The following is a 23,364-nucleotide window of genomic DNA, read 5'->3' as shown; positions in this document are numbered from 1 at the left end:
CGAAAGGTCCACGATGCGGACATGTGTTGTGCATCTCATATTCCGGCCGCCAACACCGCCTCACGCCGCGTGGCGGGCCCGGATAGGCAAAAGTCACAGCGCGTTAACAAACATCGACTGTCCGCGAAACGCGCCGTCCCTACCTTGGAGGAACAACATCCCCTGAAGGAGGTAACCCGTGACTGTTGACCGCACCGTTGATGCCGTATCCACCAGCGCACAGCCCGGCCCTACCCGCACTACCGACGCCCCTGCCCTTGAATTCCGCCCCGGCCGCTGGATCGCCAACTGGGATGCCGAGAACAAGGAACAGTGGGAGGCCGCAGGCCGGGCCATCGCCCGCCGCAACCTGAACTGGTCCATCTTCGCCGAGTTCCTCGGCTTCGTCGTCTGGCAGCTGTGGTCCATCGTGGTGGTCCAGCTTCCCGCCGCAGGCTTCACCTTCTCCACTTCGGAAATCTTCTGGCTCATCTCCATGCCAAGCCTGGTGGGCGCCACCCTCCGCATCCCCTACACCTTCATGGTCCCCCGCTTCGGCGGCCGCAACTGGACCATCGTCTCCGCCCTGCTGCTCCTGATCCCCTCCACCGGACTGGCCCTCTGCGTCTCCAACCCGGACACACCGTTCGGTGTGATGCTCCTGGTGGCCGCCCTCGCCGGGTTCGGCGGCGGCAACTTCGCCAGCTCAATGGCCAACATCACGTTCTTCTACCCGGCCAGGGAAAAAGGCTGGGCGCTGGGACTGAACGCCGCGGGCGGAAACCTGGGCGCCGCCGTCGCACAGCTTGCCGTTCCCATCGTTATCACCCTGCTTGCCGCGGGCACCGTCAACCTTCCCATGGCCGGCTGGATGTGGGTCCCCTTCATCCTGCTGGCCGCGTTCGGTGCCTTCAAGTACATGAACAACCTCACCAGCGCCAGGGGTGACGTGGCCGGTTCGGTCGCTGCACTGAAGGAACCGCACCTGTGGATCATGGCGCTGCTGTACATCGGCACCTTCGGCTCCTTCATCGGCTTCGCCGGCGTGTTCCCCAAGCTGATCAAGGACTACTTCCCCGCGTTCTCCTCCATTGGAGTGGGAACCGTGGCCCTGTCCCTGGCCTTCCTCGGCCCCCTGGTGGGTTCGCTGGCCCGTCCCTACGGCGGCCGCATGGCGGACCGCATGGGCGGGGCCCGGATGACCGTATCGGCCTTCGCCGCGATGGCCGTGATCACCCTGACCATGATCTGGACCCTGCCGTTGAAGAACTTCCTGCTCTTCCTGGTTCTCTTCCTGATGCTGTTCACTGCCAGCGGCTTCGGAAACGGGGCCACGTACCGGATGATTCCGGTCATCTTCGCCACCTCCAGCCGGGCTGCCCGCAACGGTGCAAACCCGGTGGCCACCCAGCGGCTCGCCTCCTCGGCCCTCGGCCTGATTTCCGCGATCGGCGCTTACGGCGGCTTCGTCATTCCCCAGGTGCTCAATGCCTCCAGCACCGCCAGCGGCTCCTACACCCCGGCCTTCTACGGATTCGTCGGTGCCTACGTCCTGATGCTGGTGGTCTGCTGGACCTGCTACATCCGCAACGCCGGCCGGAACGCGATGGGACACGTCTAACATGACCAAAAGCGCCGACACGCACTGCCCTTACTGCGCCCTGCAGTGCGCCATGACGCTCACGTCCCCGGCGGACCTGGCCCCGGCTTCGCAGCCGGGGCCAGGCCCCGCTCCTGCACCTGCCGGTTCCAAGGCGTCCCCCGTCCTGGACGTGGCCGGCCGGGACTTCCCCACCAACCGCGGCGGCCTGTGCCGCAAGGGCTGGACCTCGGCCACGCTCCTGAACCACGCGGGCAGGATCACCGAGCCTCTCCTCAAAGGTGCTGACGGCATCCACCGGCCCATCGGCTGGGACCAGGCCCTGGACCTCGCCGCTGCGGCAGTGAAGGACGCCCGCGCCCGGTACGGTGCGGACGCCGTCGGCGTTTTCGGCGGCGGCGGGCTCACCAATGAAAAGGCCTACCAGCTGGGCAAGTTCGCCCGGCTGGCGCTGGGCACCTCCCGGATCGACTACAACGGCAGGTTCTGCATGTCCTCCGCGGCCGCAGCGGGAATGCGCGCCTTCGGCGTGGACCGCGGGCTGCCTTTCCCGCTCGAGGCCCTGGACACCGCCAGCACCATCCTGATGCTCGGCTCCAACGTTGCCGAGACCATGCCGCCGTTCGTCCAGCACCTGCAGGGAGCCCGCGACGCCGGTGGGCTGGTTGTGGTGGATCCCCGCCGCTCCGCCACCGCGGCCTTCACGGCCGACGGCGCCGGCCTCCACCTCCAGCCCCATCCCGGCACCGACCTCACCCTGCTGCTGGGCCTTTCGCACGTGGTCATCCACGAGGACCTGGTGGACACCGCCTACCTCCGGGAACGCACCTCGGGCTACAGCGCCGTCGTCCGCAGCGTGAACTCCTTCTGGCCCGAACGCGTCCAGTCCCTGACCGGCGTCCCCGCGGAGCTGATCCGTGAAACCGCACGCCTGCTCGCCGCCGGCGCCCGCAAGGGCGGCAGCTACATCCTCACCGGCCGGGGCGTGGAACAGCACGTGGACGGCACGGACACCGCCACCGCGGCCATCAACCTCAGCCTCCTGCTGGGCCTGCCCGGCTCCGCCCGCAGCGGCTACGGCACCCTCACTGGCCAAGGCAACGGCCAGGGCGGCCGCGAGCACGGCCAGAAAGCCGACCAGCTGCCCGGCTACCGCAAGATCACCGACCCCGCCGCCCGCGCGCACGTCGCCGCGGTCTGGGGCGTCCCCGAGGACCTGATCCCCGGCCCCGGCCTGCCCGCCGTCCAGCTGCTGAAATCGCTGGGAAAGCCCGACGGCGTCCGGTGCCTTTTCGTGCATGCCTCCAACATTGCGGTGGCGGCACCTGACGCCAACGCCGTGATCGAGGGGCTGCGGAGCCTGGACTTCCTGGTGGTCTGCGACTTCTTCCTGTCAGAGACCGCCGCGGAAGCGGACCTGATCCTTCCCGTGCTCCAGTGGGCCGAGGAGGAAGGCACCCTGACCAACCTGGAAGGCCGCGTCCTGCGCCGCCGACGCGCCATCTCCCCTCCCGCCGGCGCCCGCAGCGAGCTCTGGATCATGGCCCGCCTGGCGGAGCGGCTGGATGCCCCTTCCACCTACAGCGACGATGCGGAGACCGTCTTCGAGGAACTCCGCCTGGCGTCCGCGGGCGGCCTGGCCGATTACTCCGGCATCGATTACGCCATGCTGGACCGCGGCGAGGCCGCCTACTGGCCGTACCCGGCCGGCAGCACCGGGACGCCGCGGCTGTTCCGGGACGGCTTCGCCCACCCCGACGGCAAGGCGGCCATGGTCCCGGTGGTACCGCGCCGCCGCCGTACTCCCGCAGCTGAAGCCGCCGGGCACGCAACAGCCCCCGCCGGCACAGCCATGACCCTCATCACCGGCCGCCTCCTGGAGCACTACCAGTCCGGGGCCCAGACCCGCCGGGTCGCCGAGCTCGCCGCCGCCCAGCCCGAGGCCAGGGTGCAGATCCACCCGGCGGCAGCCGAAGCCATGGGCATCGCCGCCGGAACGCTGGTATCGGTGTCCAACGGGCGCGGCGAGGTGGTGTGCCGGGCCGAGCACAGCACCGCGATCCGCCCGGAGACGGTGTTCCTGCCCTTCCACTTTCCCGGGGCCGAAAGCGCCAACCGGCTGACGGAAGCCGCAACCGATCCGGTATCCGGGATGCCCGAGTTCAAGTTCAACACCGTTTGGGTCCGGCCCGTGGCCGCACCCGAATCCGCCCGCATGCTTCAAACGACGGAGGCCTCATGAGCGAGCAGATTGTCATTGTGGGATTCGGTCCAGTGGCCGCCCGGCTGGTGGACGAGCTCCTGCCCGCCGTGCGCAACGGACACGTCCGGCTCACGGTGCTGGGCGAGGAAGCCGAGGCTGCCTACAACCGCGTCCTGGTTGCCGATCTCGGCGTCGGCCGGACCACCGCTGACGCACTTGCCCTCGCCGACAGCGCCGAACTGGTTGCAGAGGGAGTGGATGTCCGGCTGGGCGTCCGGGCCAGGCGCGTGGACCGGGCGCGGCAGCAGGTGGTTCTCTCGGACGGCGCGTCCGTGCACTACGACCGGCTGGTGTTTGCCACCGGATCCAGGCCGGTGATCCCCAACCTTACCGGCATCAATCCTGACCCGTCCTCCCCCGTGCTGCCCACCGGCGTCACGGCACTGCGGGACCTCCGCGACGCCCGGGTGTTGCGGCAGGCGGTGGCCGGCGGCAAGCGCGTGGTGGTCCTGGGCGGAGGCGTCCTGGGCCTGGAAACCGCATTGGCCGCCGCTGAGGAAGGTGCCACGGTCACCGTGGTCCACAACGGCCCGCACCCGCTGGGCCGCAGCATCGACCGCGGCGGCGGGGCGGTCCTGGCCGCAGGGCTGCGCCGCTGTGGCGTCCGGGTGGCCGGCAACGCCCGGTCCACCGGCGTTGAGCACAACGCGCCCGACGGCGGGTTCTCGGCTTTGCTGCTGGATGACGGATCGGCGATCGACGGCGACCTCCTGGTCATCTCCTGCGGCGTACGTCCCCGGACCGAGCTGGCCGAAGGCTGCGGCCTCTCCACCGGCGCCGGCATCCTGGTGGACCACAGGCTGCGGGCGCACCACGAGCCGCACATCTTTGCCATGGGCGACTGCGCCGAAGTCCGTTGCCCGGATCCGGGCTGCGCCACGTGCCGGAACGCCTCCGGACCGTCCGGGCTGGTGGGTCCGGGCTGGCGGCAGGCCGAATGGCTGGCCGGCTACCTCACCCTGTTGGCCGAAGGGGCGGAAGCGGACGCAGAAGTGCTGCCTGCGCTGCCGCCGGAACAGCCCGGCGTCGTGGTCCTGAAGGCCCGGGGCATGAACATGGCCGTGGCCGGGGACAACGCTGCCGAGCCGTGGGACGAGGAAGCCCTCACGGCCGGTGCGGTCAACGGAAGGCCTCGCCTGCAGGTGTCGCAGTGGGCCGATCCGGAGCACGGCCGGTACGTCAAGATGACCACCCGGGGCGGTGTGCTGGAAGGCCTGGTGGCGGTGGGCATGCCCCGGACCGCGGCCGAACTCGTGGGGCTTTTTGAACGGGGCGCTGAGCTGCCCGCGGACCGGTCACTGCTGCTGCGACTGGATGGACCGGACCAGCTGCCCGGGGCCGGGGCTGCCGACCCCGCCGGCACCGTCTGCCGGTGTGCGGGGGTCAGCGGGGCGACGATCACGGCGGCGGCCTCTGACGGCTGCTCCACGGTGGCCGAGGTTTCCAGGGCCACCCGCGCCGGCACTGGGTGCGGTGGCTGCCATGAGGACATCAAGGGCCTGATCGAACAGCACTTCCAGGCGGCAGCGGCATAGCGACTGCGGGGCTTTGGCCCCTGATCCGGTGAGGGGCCTTGACGGCGGCGTCCGCGCAGCATGTGATGGACGGGACTGACCCGCGCGCCCATCTTCCGGGCCGGACGCCTGCCGTTCGGAACAACGAAAGGACTACCCCATGTCCCTGCTCGACTCCGCCCTCTGGGAAGGCAAAATCTACCTCAACGGCTGGCGGGCGGGCGGCGGTGGGACCGCCCCCAGCATGGAACCGGCTACCGGTGGGCAGCTGGGGAGCTGTGGCGTGGCTTCCGTGGCGGACGTCCGCGAAGCCGCAACCGCCGCCGCGAAGGCGCAAAAGGAATGGGCTGCCCGCAACCCCGAGGACCGGGCAGCGGTACTGCGCCGCGCCGGACAGCTCTGGGAGGAGCACGCTGCCGAGGTCCAGGACTGGATTGTGCGCGAATCAGGCGGCATTCCGCCCAAGGCAGGGCTGGAGACGCATATCGCAGCCAACGAATGCTACGACGCGTCGGCGCTGCCCTCGCTCCCTGCCGGTGACGTGCTGACGTCCAATGAAAACCGCTGGTCCTTTGCCCGGCGCCGTCCGGTGGGTGTTGTCTCTGTCATCGCGCCGTTCAACTTCCCGCTGATCCTCTCCATCCGCGCCGTGGCCCCTGCCCTGGCATTGGGTAACGCCGTGCTGCTCAAGCCGGACCCGCGGACCGCGGTCTGCGGCGGCGTGACCGTGATGCGCATCTTCGAGGAGGCCGGGCTTCCGCCGGGCCTGCTCTCCCTGCTGCCCGGCGGCGCCGACATCGGAGCCGCCGTCGTCGAAGCCCCCGAGGTCCGCGTGATCGCTTTCACGGGATCGACGGCGGCCGGCCGGAAGATCGGTGAAACGGCCGGCCGCCTGCTCAAGCGTGCCCACCTTGAACTCGGCGGCAACAATGCGCTCATCGTGCTCCCCGGCGCCGACCTGGCCAAGGCGGCCTCCGCGGCGGCGTTCGGCTCGTTCATGCACCAGGGCCAGATCTGCATGGCTGCCGGACGCCACATCGTGCATGAGGACATCTACGACGACTACGTTGCCGCCCTGTCGGAGAAGGCGGCCCACCTGCCCGTGGGAGATCCGAAGAGCGGCACCGTGGCGCTGGGGCCGGTCATTGATGAGCGCCAGCTGCAGCGGGTGGACGGGATCGTCCAGGACGCGGTCCAGGCGGGCGCCCGGCTCGCCGCCGGGGGAACCCACGATGGCCGGTTCTACAAGCCCGCCGTGCTGGTAGACCTGGACACTGACAGTCCTGCCTGGAAGGACGAAATCTTCGGCCCCGTGGCCCCGGTGATGAAGTTCTCCACCGTGGATGAGGCTGTGGCGCTGGCCAACGACAATGAGTACGGCCTGTCCATCGGGATCCTGGGCGACGTCGGACTGGCCATGACCATCGCCGACCGGCTGGACTCCGGGAAGGTCCACATCAACGAACAGACGGTCTCCGATGAGGCGAACTCCCCGTTTGGCGGAACGAAGAACTCAGGCAACGGCTCGCGGATCGGCGGCCACCACGCCAACATGGAATCGTTCACCGAGATCCAGTGGCTCACCATGCGACCGGACATCGCCCCGTACCCGTTCTAGGCCCGTTCCCGTCTTAGGGCGGGCAGCCCTCCGGTTACCTGTCACAGCCCGAATATTTGCCCCGCCAATACGTAGACTCCGTAAGCGCCCGCGGTGAGGAGGGCACCCAAATAAGTGAGCACGAGCCGCGTGTCGCGCAGGAAGCATTTGGACCGTGCCAGGCCCCGCCGCCTTGCCTTCCAGTACCCCGCAAACCCAAGGCCGGCGAAGACCGCCAGTGCGGCAGGTCCCGCCAGCCACCCCAGCAGCGCAACTGTGGCAAAAATGCACAACCGGAGCGGATCATACGGTGCCTGGCCGGTGGGTGCGGGGGTGCCCGGACCCTGCGGGGTGGAGTGCGCTGCGGCGTGTCGGCGCACCAGTTGGGACGGCTTGGGTCCTCCAGCAATGCGCCGGGCATCAGAGGCCGGGTCCATGAATCCTCCCTAAACCTGGCGCACCGGAAGCAGCCGTGCGCCGGTCACCGTGCTCATCCGCTGCCGGGCAAGGGAAGGCCATGCCTGAACAGCGCAGAAGGGCGCGCACTGGTGCTCCCCGTCGTCGCCCTTGGTTCCGACGTGGACGCAGCATTGGGTGAGCCGTTCCTCGATCATGGTGGACATGTCCATGAAGGGCTTGACCATGATCCGGGTGACCCGCTCGGCCAGGAGCCGGCGCAGGCGCTGCTGCTGGCCCGGAAGCTTGCCTGCCGCCAAAGTGGTCAGCGTTCCGATGCCAAGATCGCACTGCGTGCAGATGTTCTTCCAAAGATCCATGGTCCGTGGGTGCGACAGGGACGACTGCTCACTCAGCAGGTCCAGCAGAGAGGTCTTCATCAGGTTCCGCAGTTCCAGCGGGATGGCGCTGTCAGCAATCCGGTTGGCGATGCTGTCAGGATTGAGTTCGAGCCACGACAGCAATTGGTCGTGGCCTACGAGCGCCGCCAGTGAACGCCAGGTGCCGGCGTCGTCCTTGAGCATGTAGCCCACCGATGCGCAGTGCGGATGGGAGCACGGCAGTGCCGTGAGGTCGTGCCAGGAGACCACACCACCGGTTTGTGACTCGAGCCTGTCCAGGACGCCGGTATGCGTGAGCCGGTCCAGGGGGTCGATGCCGTGCCCGCGCCCGGATCCAAACACGGGCTGCAGCGCCACGCCGCCCACGTACGGGGTCTCCAGGGCGCGCATCACCACGTCACCGATCTCACTGTCGTTGACGCCCAGGGATGCCGTCATGGTCAGGGTTGTGAATATCCCGGCCGCGGACAGGCGGGAGATGGCCGCATCCTTGTAGCGGGTCAGGTCGCCGCCCCGGTGGTGGATTGATGCCTCCCTGGAAGAGCCATCGTATTGGAGGTACACCTCCACGCGGTCACGGTGCCGCGCCAACAGGGCAAGCAGTTCGTCGTCAGTGGCCATCAGCATGCCGTTGCTGTTCACCATGATCCGCACGATCGGCCGGGCCACGAGTTCGTCCAGCAGCTCCGCCAGGTACGGGTACAGCGTTGGTTCACCGCCGGACAACATCAGCACATCGAGGCGGTTGTTCTCGCGTGCCAGGCGGGTATCAATATTGGCCAGCACCTCCTCAAGCGGAGCCACGCCCTGCAGTTGCGGTCCGGAGGCGGTGAAACAGGTGGGGCACTTCAGGTTGCAGTGCTCGATGATGTCCTGGAGCAGGATGCAGGTGTGCTGGGTCTGCATGGCGGGAAGCCCGTAGGCATACGCCTCGGGGATGGGACGGAAATTGCCTGCCCGGTCAGGAACGTGCTGCTTGGTGGGCGCCTGCCATTTCTCCAGGTAGCGAAGGATCTCCGGGGACTCGTCGTAGAGCGTGCGGACCAAACCGTGGTCCGGGCAACCTCGTTCAAGCCACACCCGCCCGCCGTGGATCAGCAGCGCCCCGGACAGCCGCCGGACCTCGCTGAGTGGAGGGTTGGTTTCATGGCAACGGGGGCAGAACGCCGTGACGTAGCGGTGGATCCGGTCACCCCGCAGCGGCTGGCCGGGCCCTGGCAACTCTCGAGACCTCATTGATCAGTGCTCCTTCTCAGACTCTGGTCTGTGCGAGGGCACCCACGCACAGTCCCCCGCCGAGCAACAGGAAGATGCCCAGCCCAATCAGCATCCCCGCCCCGGTCCGCGCGGTATCGGGGCGCACGGCAAGGGCAATGCCCAGTCCCAGGTAGACGGCGATGGGGACAAAGGCAGCGGGTCCGGCCAGGATGCTGGTCGCCCAGGAATTCGGCGCACCGACGCCGATTGTCGCCCAAAGGTAGAGGATGTACAACGCCAAAGCGCCAAATGTGAGGCCCGGGCCCAAGTAGCCGCGCCGCGGTTCCCCCTGCTGCCCCGGGCGGTGGGGCTCCTTCGGAGGGGGCGGAGCCTCCTGGTCATCGTCCATATCAAGCCCGGACCTGGACAAGGAAGCTGATGCAGAGACCGCCGCCGAGCAAGACAAAAGCGCCCAGGCCGATCAGCAGCCCTGCGCCCCAGAACGACGTCCGGCGCCGTGCGGCCAGCACGATCGCCACGGCCAGGTACAGGACGATGGGAATGAAGGGCGCCGGCACGGCCAGGAAGCTTGCGGACCAGGCATAGGGCCCCTGGGCTATGGTTCCCAGGACGTAGACCGCGTACAGCGCCACGGCGCCAAACACGGCCCCCAGCCCCAGGGACCCGCCCCGTGGTTCGTTGTCCTGGGCGTTCTCTTGCCGCCGTGGAGGAGGCTGCAGTGGCCCATCGGGGGTTTCTCCGCTCATGCCACGGTCCCTTCCAGTGCAGGGCGGACGGGCTTCCTGAACACCCGCCGGACGCGCCAGGCCAGTAAAGGCAGGACCGCCAGCAGGAACAGTTGGGGGCGGCTCAAACCAAGCCAGAGGACCTCGTTTCCCCGGACGAACTCGACGAAGAACCTGAAGACGGCGTAGGCGCTGACGAAACAGATGAAGAGGTCACCGGGATGGGGCATGGCGTCCCGGTAACGCCACATCAGGGCGAAGGCGGCCAGGTGGAAGGCGATCTCGTAGGCGAAGGACGGATGGAGGGCCACTCCCGCCGGGGCACCGGCCAGCGCAGCCTGGGCAGGGGTGAGGATGATGCCCCAGGATCCGCCGGTGGGGGTGCCCGGGAGCTCGGTGAGGAGGCAGCCCACCCGGCCGATAACCAAGGCCAGGGCCACCGCAGGCGCCAGCAGGTCTCCCGTGGACTCCCTGTAACCTGTCAGCCGTTTGCCAAAGTGGACGCCGAACCACGCCCCCACCAAGCCGGCGAGGATGCTCCGGTCACCGTTGCCCCACCAGTCCGCCAGGGACACCTGCCGGGACACGTCCCAGGTGAGCACGCGGGAGCCGATGCCCCCAAACGCCACGGCGAAACCGGCGATGGGCCACAAGCGGGGGTCGGTGAGGCCACGGCGGCGCTTCTCATAGGCGTAGAACAAGAGGGCTGCACCGATGCCCAGCCCCACCATGCCGGCATGCACCAGCGCGTTTCCCGCAAGGGGAAGCCCAATCATGGGCAGAGTGTAGCAACGGAACGCCCACCGAATGCGGGCCCTTCGGCCCTTACATGTGGACGTGCAGGCGGCGGGCTGCCTCGGAGATGGATCCGGTGAGCGACGGGTACACGGTGAAGGTGCTGGCGACGTCGTCCACGTGCAGCTTCTGCTTGACCGCGATGGAAATGGGGAAGATCAGCTCGGAGGCGTTGGGCCCGACCACCACGCCGCCGATCACCGTGCCGGAGCCCTTCCGGGCGAAGATCTTCACGAACCCATCCTTGGCGTTGCGCATCTTGGCGCGGGCGTTGCTTTTCAGGGAGAGCTTGATGACGTCGGCCTGGTACTTGCCGGACTCGATCTCGGCCTCTGAGACACCCACATTCGCGATTTCCGGTGAGGTGAAGATGTTGGAGGCCACCTGGTGGAGCTTGAGCGGGGTGACGCCGTCGCCCATGAAGTGCGCCACCGCGATCCGGCCCTGCATGGCGGCCACCGAGGCCAGCGGCAGGACGCCGGTGCAGTCACCGGCGGCGTAAATGTTAGGAGCCGTGGTCCGGGAGACGCCGTCGACCTTGATGTGGCCGCTTTCGCTCACGGCCACGCCTGCCTCCTCAAGGCCAATCCCCGCCGTGTTGGGGATGGAGCCAAGGCACAGGAGGCAGTGGCTGCCCGTCACCTTGGTGCCGTCGGAGAGGGTGACCACCACGCCGTCGTCCGTGCGTTCCACGGTCTGGGCACGGGAGCGGGACAGGACCCGCACACCGCGGCGTTCAAAGACTTCCTCCAGGACCACTGCGGCGTCAACGTCTGACCCCGGCAGCACGCGGTCACGGCTGGAGACCAGGGTGACCTTGGAACCCAGGCCGTTGTAGGCGGACGCGAATTCGGCGCCGGTGACGCCGGACCCCACCACAATGAGCTCCTCGGGCAGCTCGTCGAGGTTGTAGATCTGCGTCCAGTTCAGGATCCGTTCGCCGTCCGGGCGGGCCGTTTCCAGCTCGCGGGGGTGCGCGCCCACCGCCAGCAGGATGGTGTCGGCTTCGACGGTTTCGGTGCCGTCGACGGTCAGGACCTCGATCCGGTGGCTGTCCAGGAGCCGGCCGGAGCCTTCGATGATGCGCACGCCCTGTTTCTCCAGGCCGTCTCGGATGTCCCGGGACTGGTTGCGGGCCAGGTTAAGGAGGCGGTCGTTGATGTGCTTGAGGTCGGCGCGCATGACCGGGACGAAGTCGCCGCCGTCGACGTCGAACTTCACTCCCAGCTCGCCGGCCTCTGCGACGCGGGTCATGAGGTCGGCCGTGGCAATGAGGGTCTTGGAGGGGACTACGTCGGTCAGCACCGCGGATCCACCGAGCCCGGCACGTTCGATGACGGTGACGGTCGCCCCCAGTGAGGCGGCCACCATGGCAGCTTCGTATCCGCCGGGACCACCTCCCAGGATTGCGATCCGCGGGGAACTGAAATCTGGATGCGTAGTCACAGTCATCCATTCTCTCCCATTTACGGCCCGACCACCAAGAAACCAGGGTGCTTTCCGGGCCTGCCGTGACCGGGGCAACATGGGCGGCAGGATAACTTGTACTGGTGAGTACAACAGACTTCCTGAACACGGACCCGTTCGCCGCCGCCCGCGCCGCCGCGGACTACATTGCGGAAGAAACTGGAGTGGACCGCCATGACACCGCCCTGGTTCTCGGCTCCGGGTGGGGCGAGGCCGCAGACCTGATCGGCGAGACCACCGCCACCCTGTCCGCCGAGGAGGTTCCCGGCTTCCACGCCCCCGCCGTGGAGGGCCACGTTGGCACCATCCGCTCCGTGCTGACCACGTCCGGCAAGCGCGCCCTGGTCCTGGGCGCCCGGACCCACTACTACGAGGGCAAGGGCGTCCGCGCCGTGGTGCACGGCATCCGGACCGCTGCGGCTGCCGGATGCAGCACCCTTGTCCTCACCAACGGCTGCGGCGGCCTCAATGAGGACTGGGCCCCCGGCACCCCGGTACTGATCCGGGACCACATCAACCTCACCGCCGCTTCCCCGCTGGAAGGCGCGACGTTCGTGGACCTGACGGACCTGTATTCGCCGCGGATCCGCGGGCTGGCCCGGGAAGTGGACCCCACCCTGGACGAGGGCGTGTACGCACAGTTCCCCGGCCCGCACTATGAGACGCCGGCAGAGGTGCAGTATGCCAAGCGGATCGGTGCGGACCTGATCGGCATGTCGACGGCGCTCGAGGCCATCGCAGGCCGTCATGCCGGCATGGAGGTGTTCGGTATTTCGCTGGTCACCAACCTTGCAGCAGGCATCAGCCCCCAGCCGCTCAGCCACCAGGAAGTGATCGAGTCCGGCCAGGCAGCGGGCCCGCGCATTTCCAGGCTGCTGGCTGACATCATCGCCCGGCTCTAGCGGGCCAGGCGCCCGGGGTGCGCAACGTGGGCGGGCAATGACGATAGCGTTATGCCCATGACGTCTTCCGATGCCGAACTTCGCCTGCTCGCCGAAGCCCGCGAATGGGCTGTCCAAGACCCGGATTCCGCAACGGAGGCCTCGCTCCTTGGGCTGGTCCGCCTTGTGGAGGATGGCGATCCCGCGGCCCGGCAGGAACTGGAAGACAGCTTCCGCGGCACACTGCAGTTCGGCACCGCGGGACTGCGGGCCGCGCTGGGCCCCGGCCCAAACCGGATGAACCGGGTGGTGGTCCGCCGGGCTGCAGCAGGACTCGCGGCGTTCCTGGTGGAGGCCGTGGCGAAGGCGGCGGCCGGCACCAGGCCGCGCGCCGTCGTCGGCTATGACGCCCGCTACAACTCGGATATTTTCGCGGCAGAAACGGCGGCGATCTTCACCGCGGCCGGCATCGAGACCTTCCTGCTGCCGGCAGCCCTCCCCACTCCCCTGCTGGCCTACGCTGTCCGCGCCCTGGAGTGCGACGGCGGCGTCATGGTCACCGCCAGCCACAACCCGCCGCAGGACAACGGGTACAAGGTGTACCTGGGGCGGCACGCGGTAACGGCAGAGGGCGACGGCGCCCAGATCGTGGCGCCGTACGATGCCGAAATCGCCGCGCGCATCAGCGCCGTGGGGCCGCTGGAGTCCATAGCGCTGGCAAGGGACGGATGGACCGTCCTGGACGGCTCCATCGCCGCCGAGTACCAGCGGGCGACGGCGGCACTCGCCATGCCGGAGCGCTTTCCGGCCCGCGATCTCCGGATTGTCCTGACCCCGCTGCACGGCGTCGGCGGCGGGACGGCGCTGGAAGTACTCAAGGCGGCAGGTTTCACGGATGTCACCGTGGTGGCCGAGCAGGCCGATCCGGACCCCGATTTCCCCACCGTCAGTTTCCCCAACCCGGAGGAACCCGGCGCACTGGACCTTGCCCTGGAAGCAGCGGCGCGGCTGGACGCCGACCTGGTCATCGCCAATGACCCCGACGCCGACAGGGCTGCCGTGGCGGCCAAGGACCCCGACACCGGCGCGTGGCGCATGCTCCGCGGGGACGAAGTGGGGTCCCTGCTGGGCGCCCACATGGTGGCCCGGCTCGCGGACGGCGACTCCGTCGCGGAGGGTGACGGCCGGCGTGTGTTCGCCAATTCGATTGTGTCCTCCCGCCTGCTGGCGCGCATCGCGGCGGCCGCCGGACTCGACCATGAGGAAACGCTGACCGGATTCAAGTGGATTTCCCGGGTCCCGGGGCTGGTCTACGGGTACGAGGAGGCGCTGGGATACTGCGTCGCCCCGGATCAGGTGAAGGACAAGGACGGCATTTCCGCCGCGGTCCTGATCGCCGAACTCGCGGCCACTGCCAAAGCCGCAGGCAAGACGGTCTTCGACACGCTGGACGAGCTGTACCTCCAGCACGGCCTGCATGCCAGCGACCAGCTGAGCATCAGGGTTGCGGACCTGGGACTGCTGGACGCCATGATGAACCGCCTCCGGGTTTCGCCGCCGGAGTCGTTCGGGCAGTCAGCGGTGGAGGTATTCACGGACCTGGCCGAAGGCAGCGCGCAGCTGCCGCCGACGGAAGGCCTGCTTTACATCACCCGGAACCTGACCCGCGTGATCATCCGGCCCAGCGGCACCGAGCCCAAACTCAAGTGCTACCTGGAAGTCATCCACCAGGTGGGCTCCGCCGCGGAACTGCCGGCGGCACGCCAGGCTGCGCGCGCCTCGCTGGATGAAGTCCTCCACGACGTGAGCGAGGCGCTGGGTCTTTAACCACGGAAAGGGCGCGCCGCTTCGGCGCGCCCTTTCCCTGCGGAAAATCCTAGAGCTCCACCTCGACGAAGCCGTCCCTGACACGGGTGCTGAACGCTGCCAGCCGCAGGCCCGGAGTGGTGAAGCATTCACCGGTCTCCAGATCGTAGACCTCCTTGTGCAGCGGCGAGGCGATCGTGGGGCGGGTGCCCTTGGAACCGAGGATGCCGCGGGCCATGACGTGGGCTCCGGTGGCGGGGTCCTCGTGCGCCACGGCGAAGACTTCGCTGGGGCCGGTGCGGAACAGTGCCACCTGGCGGCCTGCCACCAGGGCGGCCTCGCCCCATGCCGGTTCGAGGTCGTCCACCATGCAGACACGGTGCCAGCCGGTCCCGAACCCGGCGGTGTCTGATTCGGCGGCGAGCGCCCCAAGTTCAAGTGTTGCCGTCATGTCCGGCTCCTTTCCCTGTGCCTGTTGTCCCTTGCATTGGCAGCTTTTGCGGCCGTGTCCCACGCTAGGGTCCGGGTGTTTCAAAGGGGTGCGGTGAATGTGTCCGGCGCGTAAAAGAGACCTAACGCGGGCGGAAATGCGTTCGTGATGCAGAAGTTAAGTTGACGAAACAATTGGGAAACTGAGGCGAAACTGCCCCTTCCTAGGCTGGATGCACAAGCTGCAGAGCACCGTCTGCGGCCCATGCGAAAGGCCCACAGTGACCGAACAGACTTCAAGCACAGAGACTCCGCGCCGCATCGTCGTCGCCGGCGGCGGCCCAGCGGCCCACCGTTTTGCGGACGCCATGCATGCCCGCGGCCTCGACGGCTGGCATGTCACGGTCCTCACCGAGGAAGCCCACCTCCCCTACGACCGGGTCGCACTTTCCAAGGCCCTCACCGATGCCGGCGTGGATCTCACCCTGGGCACCGCCTCCATGTGGGACCACGGGTCGCTGGTCCTGAAGACCGGCGAGCGCGTGGTGAAGATCAATCCGGAAACAAAGAGCGTGGAAACCGCCGCCGGCCACAGCTACGAGTACGACCAGCTGGTGGTGGCCACGGGGTCGGACGCTGTACGCCTGCCCATCCCCGGTGCTGAGCACGCCCACGTGTACCGGACGCTCGAGGACGTGTGGGCCATCAACAAGGCCATTGCCGAACTCACCGCGAAGCTCGGCCGCAAAATCAACGCGGTGACCATCGGCGGCGGACTCCTGGGCCTTGAGTCGGCCGCCGGCACCGAGCAGCTCGGTGCCACCCCCGTCGTCATCAACGGGGCTCCCTGGCTGATGAACACCCAGCTGGACGAGGGCGCGGGCCAGGCCCTGGGCCGGCTCATCGAAGCCAAGGGCTTCGAGGTCCACGGCGGGGTGTTCCCTTCCGAAATTTTGGCGGACGACGACGGCCAGGTCACCGGAGTGCTCATGGCTGACGAACGCGTCATCCCGGCAGACCTGGTGATTGTCGCCGTCGGCGTCAAACCCCGCGACGAACTCTTCCGCGCAGCCGAGGGCGAAGACCAGCTCTTCAGCCTGGGCCCCCGCGGCGGGGTGGTCATCAACGATTACTGCGCCACTGAAGTACCGGGCATCTGGGCCATCGGCGAAGTGGCCAACTTCGGCGGCATGTGCCTGGGCCTGGTGGCCCCCGCCAACACCATGGCCGAGATCGTGGCCGACCGGCTTCACGGCGGCGACGCCACCTTCCCGGGCTTCGACACCGCCACCAAGCTCAAGCTGTCCGGGGTGGATGTAGCCAGTTTCGGTGACGCCTTCGCCCGGACCGAACACGCCCTGGAAATCGTCTACGCCGACCCCGCCCGCGGCGTGTACCAGAAGATCGTGACCACCGACGACGCGAAGACCCTCCTCGGCGGCATCTTCGTGGGCGACGCCTCTCCGTACATGAGCCTGCGCCCGCTCCTGGGCCGCGAACTTCCCGCGGAGCCCGGCGCATTCCTCAGCGCGGCCGGCGGCGGCGATGCTCCGGAAACCGAACTGCCCGACGACGCCACCCTGTGCTCCTGCAACAACGTCACCGCGGGAACCATCCGGGACACCATCAACGGCTGCGGCGCCTGCGAGGGCAACGCTCCCGTCCAGGAGCTGGGCGAGCTGAAGGGCTGCACCCGGGCCGGCACCCAGTGCGGTTCCTGCGTGCCGATGCTGAAGAAGCTGCTGGAAACTGAGCTGACCAAGTCCGGCGTCGAGGTCTCCAAGGCCCTGTGCGAGCACATTGAACTGTCCAGGCAGGAACTCTTCGACGCCATCCGTGTCCTGGGACTGACCTCCTTCGAGGAGATCATGGCCAAGTACGGCACCGGCGCCGGCTGCGACATCTGCAAGCCCACCATCGCCAACATCCTGGCCAGCCAGAACAGCGCCTACGTGCTGGACGCCGGCCGCGGAACCCTGCAGGACACCAACGACCGCGCCCTGGCCAACATGCAGAAGGACGGCACCTACTCGGTGGTCCCCCGCATCGCCGGTGGCGAAATCACCCCGAAGAAGCTCGGAGTGATCGCCGCCGTCGCCGAAAAGTACGGCCTGTACACCAAGATCACCGGCGGCCAGCGGATCGACATGTTCGGCGCCCGGCTGGAACAGCTCCCGGAGATCTGGAAGGAACTGGTGGACGCCGGCTTCGAGTCCGGCCAGGCCTACGGCAAGAGCCTGCGGACGGTGAAGTCCTGCGTCGGTTCCACCTGGTGCCGGTTCGGTGTCCAGGACTCCGTAGCCATGGCCATCCAGCTGGAGCTGCGCTACCGCGGCCTGCGGAGCCCGCACAAGCTCAAGATGGGCGTCTCCGGCTGCGCCCGCGAATGCGCCGAGGCCCGCGGCAAGGACGTGGGCGTGATCGCCACCGCCGACGGCTGGAACCTCTATGTGGGCGGCAACGGCGGAGCCACGCCGGCGCACGCCCAGCTCCTGGCCAAGGACCTGGACGACGAGACCCTGATCAAGTACATCGACCGCTACTTCATGTACTACATCCGCACGGCCGACCGCCTGCAGCGCACGGCCCGGTGGCAGGAAGAGCTCGACGGCGGCATCAAACACGTGGAGGACGTGGTGGTCAAGGACACGCTGGGCATCGCCGCAGACCTCGAGGCTGCCATGGCCAAGCACGTGGACACCTACGTCGACGAGTGGGCTGACACCCTGAAGGACCCCGAGCGCCTGCGCCGGTTCCGCTCGTTCGTCAACGCACCCGACCAAAAAGACGACTCCATCACCTTCGTTCCGGACGAGCGCGGCCAGATGCGGCCCGCCACTGCGGAGGAGAAGGGGAAAGTCCTGATCGGGGCCTCCATCCCGGTCCGCACCACCACGACCACCCCTGGAAACGAGGCATAACCATGCAGCTCAGTATCGACCTCACCGGCAGGGACGTCCTGGTGACCGGCACCCCTGCTGCCGCGCGGCAGGCGGTGCGGCGGTACAAAGCCGCGGGCGCCGTCGTCCACCGCCTCACCAGCCCGTACAACGCCCAGGGCGCCCCGCTGCCCAAAGGACTGTTCCTGGTTGCCGCCGTCGAGGACGGGCAGCCCGGCTGGGCCGGCCTCCTGGACCGCTGCCGGGACGCAGGCATCCCCGTCGCTGCCGAACCTGCCGCCGGTGCCGCCGGGCACGTCACCCTGGTAGGGGGCGGCCCGGGCACCAGCGACCTGCTCACCGTGGCCGCCGTCAAGGCGCTGCGCGATGCGGACGTGGTGTTTTATGACCGCCTCGCTCCGTACCAGGAACTGCCGCTGCTGACGTCCGCGGAACTGGTGGATGTGGGAAAGAAGCCGGGGCACCACAAGGTCAGCCAGTCGGATATCGAAAAGCTGATGGTGGAAAGCGCACTGGCCGGGAACAATGTGGTCCGCCTCAAGGGCGGGGACCCCTACGTGTTCGGCCGCGGAGGCGAGGAAGTAGCCGCCTGCGTGGCCGCCGGCGTCCCGGTCCAGGTGGTGTCCGGCGTGACCAGCGCCATCTCGGTGCCCGCCGCTGCAGGCATCCCGGTCACCCACCGGGAAGTCAGCCACATGTTCACCGTCGTCTCCGGGCATGCACCGCTCACCGAAAAGGAGCACCACCACTTGGCCGGCCTGGGCGGCACCATCGTGGTGCTCATGGGCATCGGCACCCTCCACCAGCTCGCCGCCGGCCTTCGCCGCGCCGGGATGCGCCCGGACATGCCCATGGCAGTGGTGGAACGCGGATACCGGCCGGGCCAGCGCACCACCATCGCCGATCTGGGAACCATCACCTCTGCCGCGGCCGGCTGCAGCAACCCGGCCGTGCTGGTCATCGGTGAGGTGGTGCGGGTGGCTGAAGCCAACCAGCAGCACGCCGGTGCCGCCGCCGACCTGGACAGGCTGGCGGCCTCGCTGCTGGGATCATGAAAGGATTGACCCCCATGACTGCACTTGCACCGGCCGAATCACCGCAGGCTGAAGAATCCACCGACGCCGCGGAGTCGCCGCTGGAGGGATTCCGCATCGGCGTCACCTCGGACCGGCGGTCCCGCGACCTGATCGAGGCCCTGGAACGGCGCGGCGCTGAAGTGCTGCACGCCCCCGCACTGAAGATCGCCCCCGTCCAGGAGGACATGCGCCTCATCGAGGACACCCGGGCCATCATCGCGGCCAAACCCGACCTCTGCATTGCCACCACCGCCTATGGCATGCGCCGCTGGTGCGAGGCAGCGGATTCCTTCGGGATCGGCGACGAGCTGCTGGAGACGCTGGGCAGCTGCCGCATGTTCGTCCGGGGACCGAAAGCCCGCGGTGCGGTGCGCGCGGCCGGCCTTGCCGACGTCGGCATCAGCAGCGACGAAACCACCTCCACCCTGGTGGACATGCTGCTCACCGAGGGCGTCCGGGGCAAGACTGTCGCCATGCAGCTGCACGGCTACACCGACGTCCGCCAGATCGAGCGCCTGCGGATGTCCGGTGCCACGGTCCTGACAGTCACGCCCTACCGCTGGGTCAAGCCCGACGGCGAGGACAGGCTTCCGCGGCTGATCGACGCCGCCTGCACAGGCAACCTGGACGTCCTGACCTTCACCAGCGCCCCCGCCGTGGACGCCATGTGGAGCACGGCCCATGAGATGGGGCTCTACAAGCAGCTGGTGGAGAGCCTGAAACTGAACGTCACCACGGCCGTGGTGGGTCCTGTCACGGCGCAGCCCCTCCTGGACGCCGGGATCACGCCGCTCATCCCCGAGCGGTTCCGCATGGGCGCACTCATCCGGCTGGTATGCGAGCACCTGGCACTGAACCACGTCCGGCGGCTGGAGACCCGCTCCGGGAGCCTCGAGCTACGTGGCCGCAGCCTGCGCATCGACGGCCGGCAGGTGGAACTGGCACCGGCTCCCCTGCTGCTCCTGCGCGCCCTGCTGGGCGCCGGCGGCGCGGTCCTGTCCCGCGAATCGCTGTCCGACCTGCTGGAACTGCGCGGCTCCGTCCACGCGCTGGACATGACCGTGAGCCGCCTGCGGTCCTCGCTGCCGGACGGCAAGCTGATCGAAACCGTGGTCAAGCGGGGGTACCGGATCCGCGTCTAGGTGGCTGCGGCCGGGCGCCCAGCGCCCGGCGCGGCGGCTTTTGTGTCGGCGGACGGACGAATGAGAGGTGCGTCACGGGTTCTGTTACCGGCGGGTAAATACTGGCGAACACGAGTCCGCTAAACAGCAACTGAAGGGAAACACCCCGGAAAAGACGCGCGCCTACGCTGTGTTCCATCACGAAGTTCCGGCCGCTTACCGGCCGCCAGCGAAAGGGCCAGCACATGTCCGCTCCGGCACCCTCACCGTCCACCTCCACCGCAACCCGCATTGTCATTGCCGGTGCCGGCCCCGCTGCCCAGGCCCTGGTGGCGCAGCTGGACCGCGCCCGGTTCAGCGGCACCATCACCGTGCTGAGCAACCGCGATGACACTCCCGCCGAGCTGCTGGAGCTGGCCCTGCTGCCCCAGGTTTCCGTACGCTTTGGCCAGCCTGCCAGCCACATCGACGCGGTCAACCGCACCGTGGCCACGGCTGACGGCATGGAGTTCGCCTACGACCAACTGGTCATCGCCACCGGCTCCGCCCCCGTGGCGAACCCGGTGGACGGGGCCGCGCAATGCCTGAGCTATGCCACCATCGACGACGCACCGCGCATCGCGAACTCCGTACAGAAGGTGGCACGGGAGCTGGGGCGGCGCCCGGTGGGGATCCTGGTGGGCACCGGAGCCGCGGCGGGACAGGCCGAAGCGGTTCTGCGGGCCAAGGGTGTCCGGCCCATCCGCACCACCGCCCGCCCTGCCGCCGTCATCCCTGCTGTCGTGTCCGGTGCATCCGCCTCCCGGGCGCCCGCGTCCGCCGTGGTCTTCGAGGATGGCAGCAGCATGACCGGTGACCTTGTTGTCCTGGCCGAGGAACGGGTCTCCCGCGACGGGCTGGCCGCCAGCGCAGGCCTGCAGACTGCAGCCGGGGGTGGCATCGTGATCAGCCGGGACTACCGCACGTCTGTTCCGGGGATCTGGGCGATCGGGGACGCGGCAGCGTTCGACGGCGTGCGGCTGGGACTGCTGGTGGCAGCGGCTTCGGCGGCAGGCGCCTGCGCCACCCAGCTGCTGACGGCGGCAGCGGAAGCGCCGGCCCTGCAGGCGGCCTGAGCGGCCGTGCCCCGCTGCGGGGGCGCCGGGCTCTCCTGGCGCTCCCGGCGCTCCGGGTGGGGCATGCTGCGGTGCGGCCCGCTGTGACAAGATGGTTCCCGAAACCGAGTCAACGCCGGGCCCACAAGGCACTCCGAGAGGACCATCATGAGCAACGAAGCCACCGTTCACGCAGGCACCGCCCACCCGGCCGGCCGCGCGGACATCGCCTCCTACATTGACCACACGCTGCTCAAGCCCGAGGCCTCGGAAGCTGACGTACTGAAGGTCTGCGCCGAGGCGGCCGAGTACCGGTTCAAGTCGGTCTGCGTCAATCCCATCTGGGTCAAGACCGTCACCACCGCCCTCAGGGGCTCGGGCGTCCTCACCTGCTCCGTGGTGGGCTTCCCCCTGGGGGCCACTCCCACGGACGTGAAATCGTTCGAAGCCCGCGGCGCAGTCCTGGACGGCGCCGAAGAGGTGGACATGGTGATCAACATTGCTGCCGCCAGGGCCGGTGACAAGGGCGCCCTGACGGAGGACATCGCCGCCGTGGCTGAGACCGTGCACGCCGGCGGTGCCATCCTGAAAGTCATCATCGAAACAGCCCTCCTGACGGATGAGCAGAAGGTGCTGGCGTGCCAGGCTGCCGTGGAGGCCGGAGCCGACTTCGTGAAGACCTCCACGGGGTTCAACGGCGGGGGCGCCACCGTCGAGGACGTGGCCCTGATGCGCAGGACCGTGGGCCCGGAGGTGGGGGTCAAGGCCTCCGGGGGCGTACGGTCCCTTGCCGATGCGCAGGCTATGATTGCAGCAGGTGCAACACGAATTGGTGCCAGCTCCGGAATTGCCATCGTCAAGGGTGAACAGGGTTCAGCCGCTTACTGACCCTGGCCGGAAGCCGCCACAGATCAAGCCCCGCGGGGCCGAGGAGGAACACATGTCCAGCCAGATCAACGCGTCCAGCAGGGACTCGGCGTCCAGCCAGGAATCGGTCCGGACCCCGCAGAACGAAAACAACCTCGCCACCAGCGTGGTCCTGTTCGTGATCTGCTTCGCCCTGTTCCTGGGCGCCATCTACTCACTGTCCTTCCTCACCCTGGGCAACCCGTGGCCCATGGCCGTCTGCCTGGGCCTCTTCGCCCTGGCATTCTGGCTTCCGCAGACCATCTTTGGCCGTTCGGACTCGGCCGGCGAGCACTAAAGGCCTGATCAGCAGCACAAGAAGGGACCCCGGACATTGTCCGGGGTCCCTTCTTCGTCTGGTGATAATGGTGCCGCCGGCTAGAACCAGAGCCTGATCCAGGCGCCTGCGGCTGCCGCCACGCGGCCCCAGTGGTGCTGGGCAATGGCCCAGCCGGCCATGGTCATCCCCACCATGGCGTAGGCGCTCACCGGGATCAGCACCAGCCATTCCCGCTTGGAACCCGCGCGGCCCAGCAGCGGCACGGACAGGGCGCCGTTGGCACGCCAGATGTTCCGCAGCAAGGGCAGCCGGCGGAGCATTTTCGGCGGCCGGACCACGAGCGGCCACAGCAGCGGCACTCCCCCGGTGGTGATGAGGTCTCCGACGATGTGCACCACCACCCCGATCAGCATCGACGTGGGCAGCCAGGTCCACTGTTCCGGCGCGTAGGCCGTGACCAGGCCGGCCATGACCAGCGCGAAGATCCAGTTGGAGATGAAGCCGCTCTTGGGAAAGAGTTTCAGTGCCTTCGCCGCGATGTTGATCAGGAACATGCACAACAGCCCGGCGCCGACGGACAGGCGCCCCCATCCTGTGTCCATGTGGATCTGCGATGCCAGGCCGGCCAGGAAGACGAAGAACGCCGCCCCGAGGATGGAGTGCGTGCCCTGCCGGTGCCCGCCGCTGGCATTCTCAATGCCGCGCGCAATCACGTTGGACAGCGGCGGCAGCGAATGGGCCACCGTGCTGGACCGGTGGTCCCAGTCGCATACCAGTGCGGTGCCCGCGGTGGCCATGCCGCCGATCAGGATGCCGGTGGGATCCAGCGGGTACCAGCCCAGGGTGTACGGGCCGGTGGACGCAACAGCTACCCACGCCGCGGCTCCCGACGCGGCGTGGTGTCCTCCCATCAAGT

The 23,364-nt window shown here is 68.4% G+C and carries 20 protein-coding genes; 12 read left to right on the top strand and 8 right to left on the bottom strand.

Features of this window, described 5'->3' with window-relative positions:
- Positions 1–178: 178 nt before the first annotated feature.
- The 4 genes from VIK36_RS06955 to VIK36_RS06940 all read left to right on the top strand — a co-directional run bounded on the left by VIK36_RS06955 (position 179) and on the right by VIK36_RS06940 (position 6,974).
- Positions 179–1,600, top strand: coding sequence for an MFS transporter (locus tag VIK36_RS06955; RefSeq protein ID WP_324644607.1), 1,422 nt, complete (start codon positions 179–181; stop codon positions 1,598–1,600).
- Between the two features lies 1 nt (position 1,601).
- Complete coding sequence (locus VIK36_RS06950) at positions 1,602–3,821, top strand: molybdopterin oxidoreductase family protein (protein ID WP_324644606.1); 2,220 nt, start codon at positions 1,602–1,604, stop codon at positions 3,819–3,821.
- A complete protein-coding gene (locus VIK36_RS06945; RefSeq protein ID WP_324644605.1) occupies positions 3,818–5,377 on the top strand; it encodes an FAD-dependent oxidoreductase in 1,560 nt (519 codons plus the stop codon). Before VIK36_RS06950 ends, VIK36_RS06945 begins: the two co-directional genes overlap by 4 nt.
- A 139-nt stretch (positions 5,378–5,516) precedes the next feature.
- Entirely contained in the window at positions 5,517–6,974 is a 1,458-nt protein-coding gene (locus VIK36_RS06940) for a benzaldehyde dehydrogenase (RefSeq protein ID WP_324644604.1), read from the top strand.
- A gap of 41 nt (positions 6,975–7,015) precedes the next feature.
- Here the strand turns inward: VIK36_RS06940 and VIK36_RS06935 are convergent, their stop codons facing one another.
- From VIK36_RS06935 to VIK36_RS06910, 6 genes are all read right to left on the bottom strand, one after another.
- Positions 7,016–7,390, bottom strand: coding sequence for a hypothetical protein (locus tag VIK36_RS06935; protein WP_255174922.1), 375 nt, complete (start codon positions 7,388–7,390; stop codon positions 7,016–7,018).
- 9 nt (positions 7,391–7,399) lie between these two features.
- Positions 7,400–8,986 (bottom strand): radical SAM protein, encoded by a 1,587-nt coding sequence (locus tag VIK36_RS06930; RefSeq protein WP_324644603.1) that lies wholly within the window; start codon positions 8,984–8,986, stop codon positions 7,400–7,402.
- A 16-nt stretch (positions 8,987–9,002) separates the two neighbouring features.
- Positions 9,003–9,248, bottom strand: a complete 246-nt coding sequence (locus VIK36_RS06925) for a hypothetical protein (RefSeq protein ID WP_255174920.1) — start codon at positions 9,246–9,248, stop codon at positions 9,003–9,005.
- Between the two features lie 109 nt (positions 9,249–9,357).
- The gene (locus VIK36_RS06920; RefSeq protein ID WP_255174919.1) at positions 9,358–9,714 is read right to left on the bottom strand and encodes a hypothetical protein; all 357 of its coding nucleotides are present in this window, start codon (positions 9,712–9,714) and stop codon (positions 9,358–9,360) included.
- The gene (locus VIK36_RS06915; RefSeq protein ID WP_324644602.1) at positions 9,711–10,469 is read right to left on the bottom strand and encodes a prolipoprotein diacylglyceryl transferase; all 759 of its coding nucleotides are present in this window, start codon (positions 10,467–10,469) and stop codon (positions 9,711–9,713) included. Before VIK36_RS06915 ends, VIK36_RS06920 begins: the two co-directional genes overlap by 4 nt.
- A 49-nt stretch (positions 10,470–10,518) precedes the next feature.
- Positions 10,519–11,934, bottom strand: coding sequence for an NAD(P)H-quinone dehydrogenase (locus tag VIK36_RS06910; RefSeq protein ID WP_255174917.1), 1,416 nt, complete (start codon positions 11,932–11,934; stop codon positions 10,519–10,521).
- Between the two features lie 104 nt (positions 11,935–12,038).
- Between VIK36_RS06910 and VIK36_RS06905 the strand changes: the two genes are divergently transcribed.
- Together VIK36_RS06905 and VIK36_RS06900 are read left to right on the top strand one after the other, a co-directional pair.
- A complete protein-coding gene (locus VIK36_RS06905; RefSeq protein ID WP_324644601.1) occupies positions 12,039–12,857 on the top strand; it encodes a purine-nucleoside phosphorylase in 819 nt (272 codons plus the stop codon).
- Positions 12,858–12,914: 57 nt separating this feature from the next.
- A complete protein-coding gene (locus tag VIK36_RS06900) occupies positions 12,915–14,663 on the top strand; it encodes a phospho-sugar mutase (protein ID WP_324644600.1) in 1,749 nt (582 codons plus the stop codon).
- Positions 14,664–14,712: 49 nt separating this feature from the next.
- On the opposite strand, the gene nirD is transcribed toward VIK36_RS06900, so the two are convergent.
- Positions 14,713–15,093 (bottom strand): nitrite reductase small subunit NirD, encoded by a 381-nt coding sequence (gene nirD / locus VIK36_RS06895; protein WP_159632477.1) that lies wholly within the window; start codon positions 15,091–15,093, stop codon positions 14,713–14,715.
- 259 nt (positions 15,094–15,352) lie between these two features.
- Here nirD and nirB point away from each other — a divergent pair, with 259 nt between their 5' ends.
- The 6 genes from nirB (at position 15,353) to VIK36_RS06865 (ending at position 22,466) form a co-directional block, all read left to right on the top strand.
- A complete protein-coding gene (gene nirB, locus VIK36_RS06890; RefSeq protein WP_324644599.1) occupies positions 15,353–17,992 on the top strand; it encodes a nitrite reductase large subunit NirB in 2,640 nt (879 codons plus the stop codon).
- Between the two features lie 2 nt (positions 17,993–17,994).
- A complete protein-coding gene (gene cobA / locus VIK36_RS06885) occupies positions 17,995–19,026 on the top strand; it encodes a uroporphyrinogen-III C-methyltransferase (RefSeq protein ID WP_324644598.1) in 1,032 nt (343 codons plus the stop codon).
- 14 nt (positions 19,027–19,040) lie between these two features.
- Positions 19,041–20,189 (top strand): uroporphyrinogen-III synthase, encoded by a 1,149-nt coding sequence (locus tag VIK36_RS06880; RefSeq protein WP_324644597.1) that lies wholly within the window; start codon positions 19,041–19,043, stop codon positions 20,187–20,189.
- A 224-nt stretch (positions 20,190–20,413) separates the two neighbouring features.
- Entirely contained in the window at positions 20,414–21,283 is an 870-nt protein-coding gene (locus tag VIK36_RS06875; protein ID WP_255174910.1) for an FAD-dependent oxidoreductase, read from the top strand.
- Between the two features lie 147 nt (positions 21,284–21,430).
- The gene (gene deoC / locus VIK36_RS06870; RefSeq protein ID WP_324644596.1) at positions 21,431–22,150 is read left to right on the top strand and encodes a deoxyribose-phosphate aldolase; all 720 of its coding nucleotides are present in this window, start codon (positions 21,431–21,433) and stop codon (positions 22,148–22,150) included.
- A gap of 52 nt (positions 22,151–22,202) precedes the next feature.
- Positions 22,203–22,466, top strand: a complete 264-nt coding sequence (locus VIK36_RS06865; protein ID WP_255174908.1) for a hypothetical protein — start codon at positions 22,203–22,205, stop codon at positions 22,464–22,466.
- Between the two features lie 80 nt (positions 22,467–22,546).
- On the opposite strand, the gene VIK36_RS06860 is transcribed toward VIK36_RS06865, so the two are convergent.
- Complete coding sequence (locus VIK36_RS06860) at positions 22,547–23,359, bottom strand: metal-dependent hydrolase (RefSeq protein WP_324644595.1); 813 nt, start codon at positions 23,357–23,359, stop codon at positions 22,547–22,549.
- Positions 23,360–23,364: the final 5 nt, after the last annotated feature.

The organism is Pseudarthrobacter sp. LT1 (assembly GCF_035621795.1).
Lineage (GTDB): Bacteria > Actinomycetota > Actinomycetes > Actinomycetales > Micrococcaceae > Arthrobacter.
This window is presented reverse-complemented; position numbering and strand designations above follow the sequence as displayed.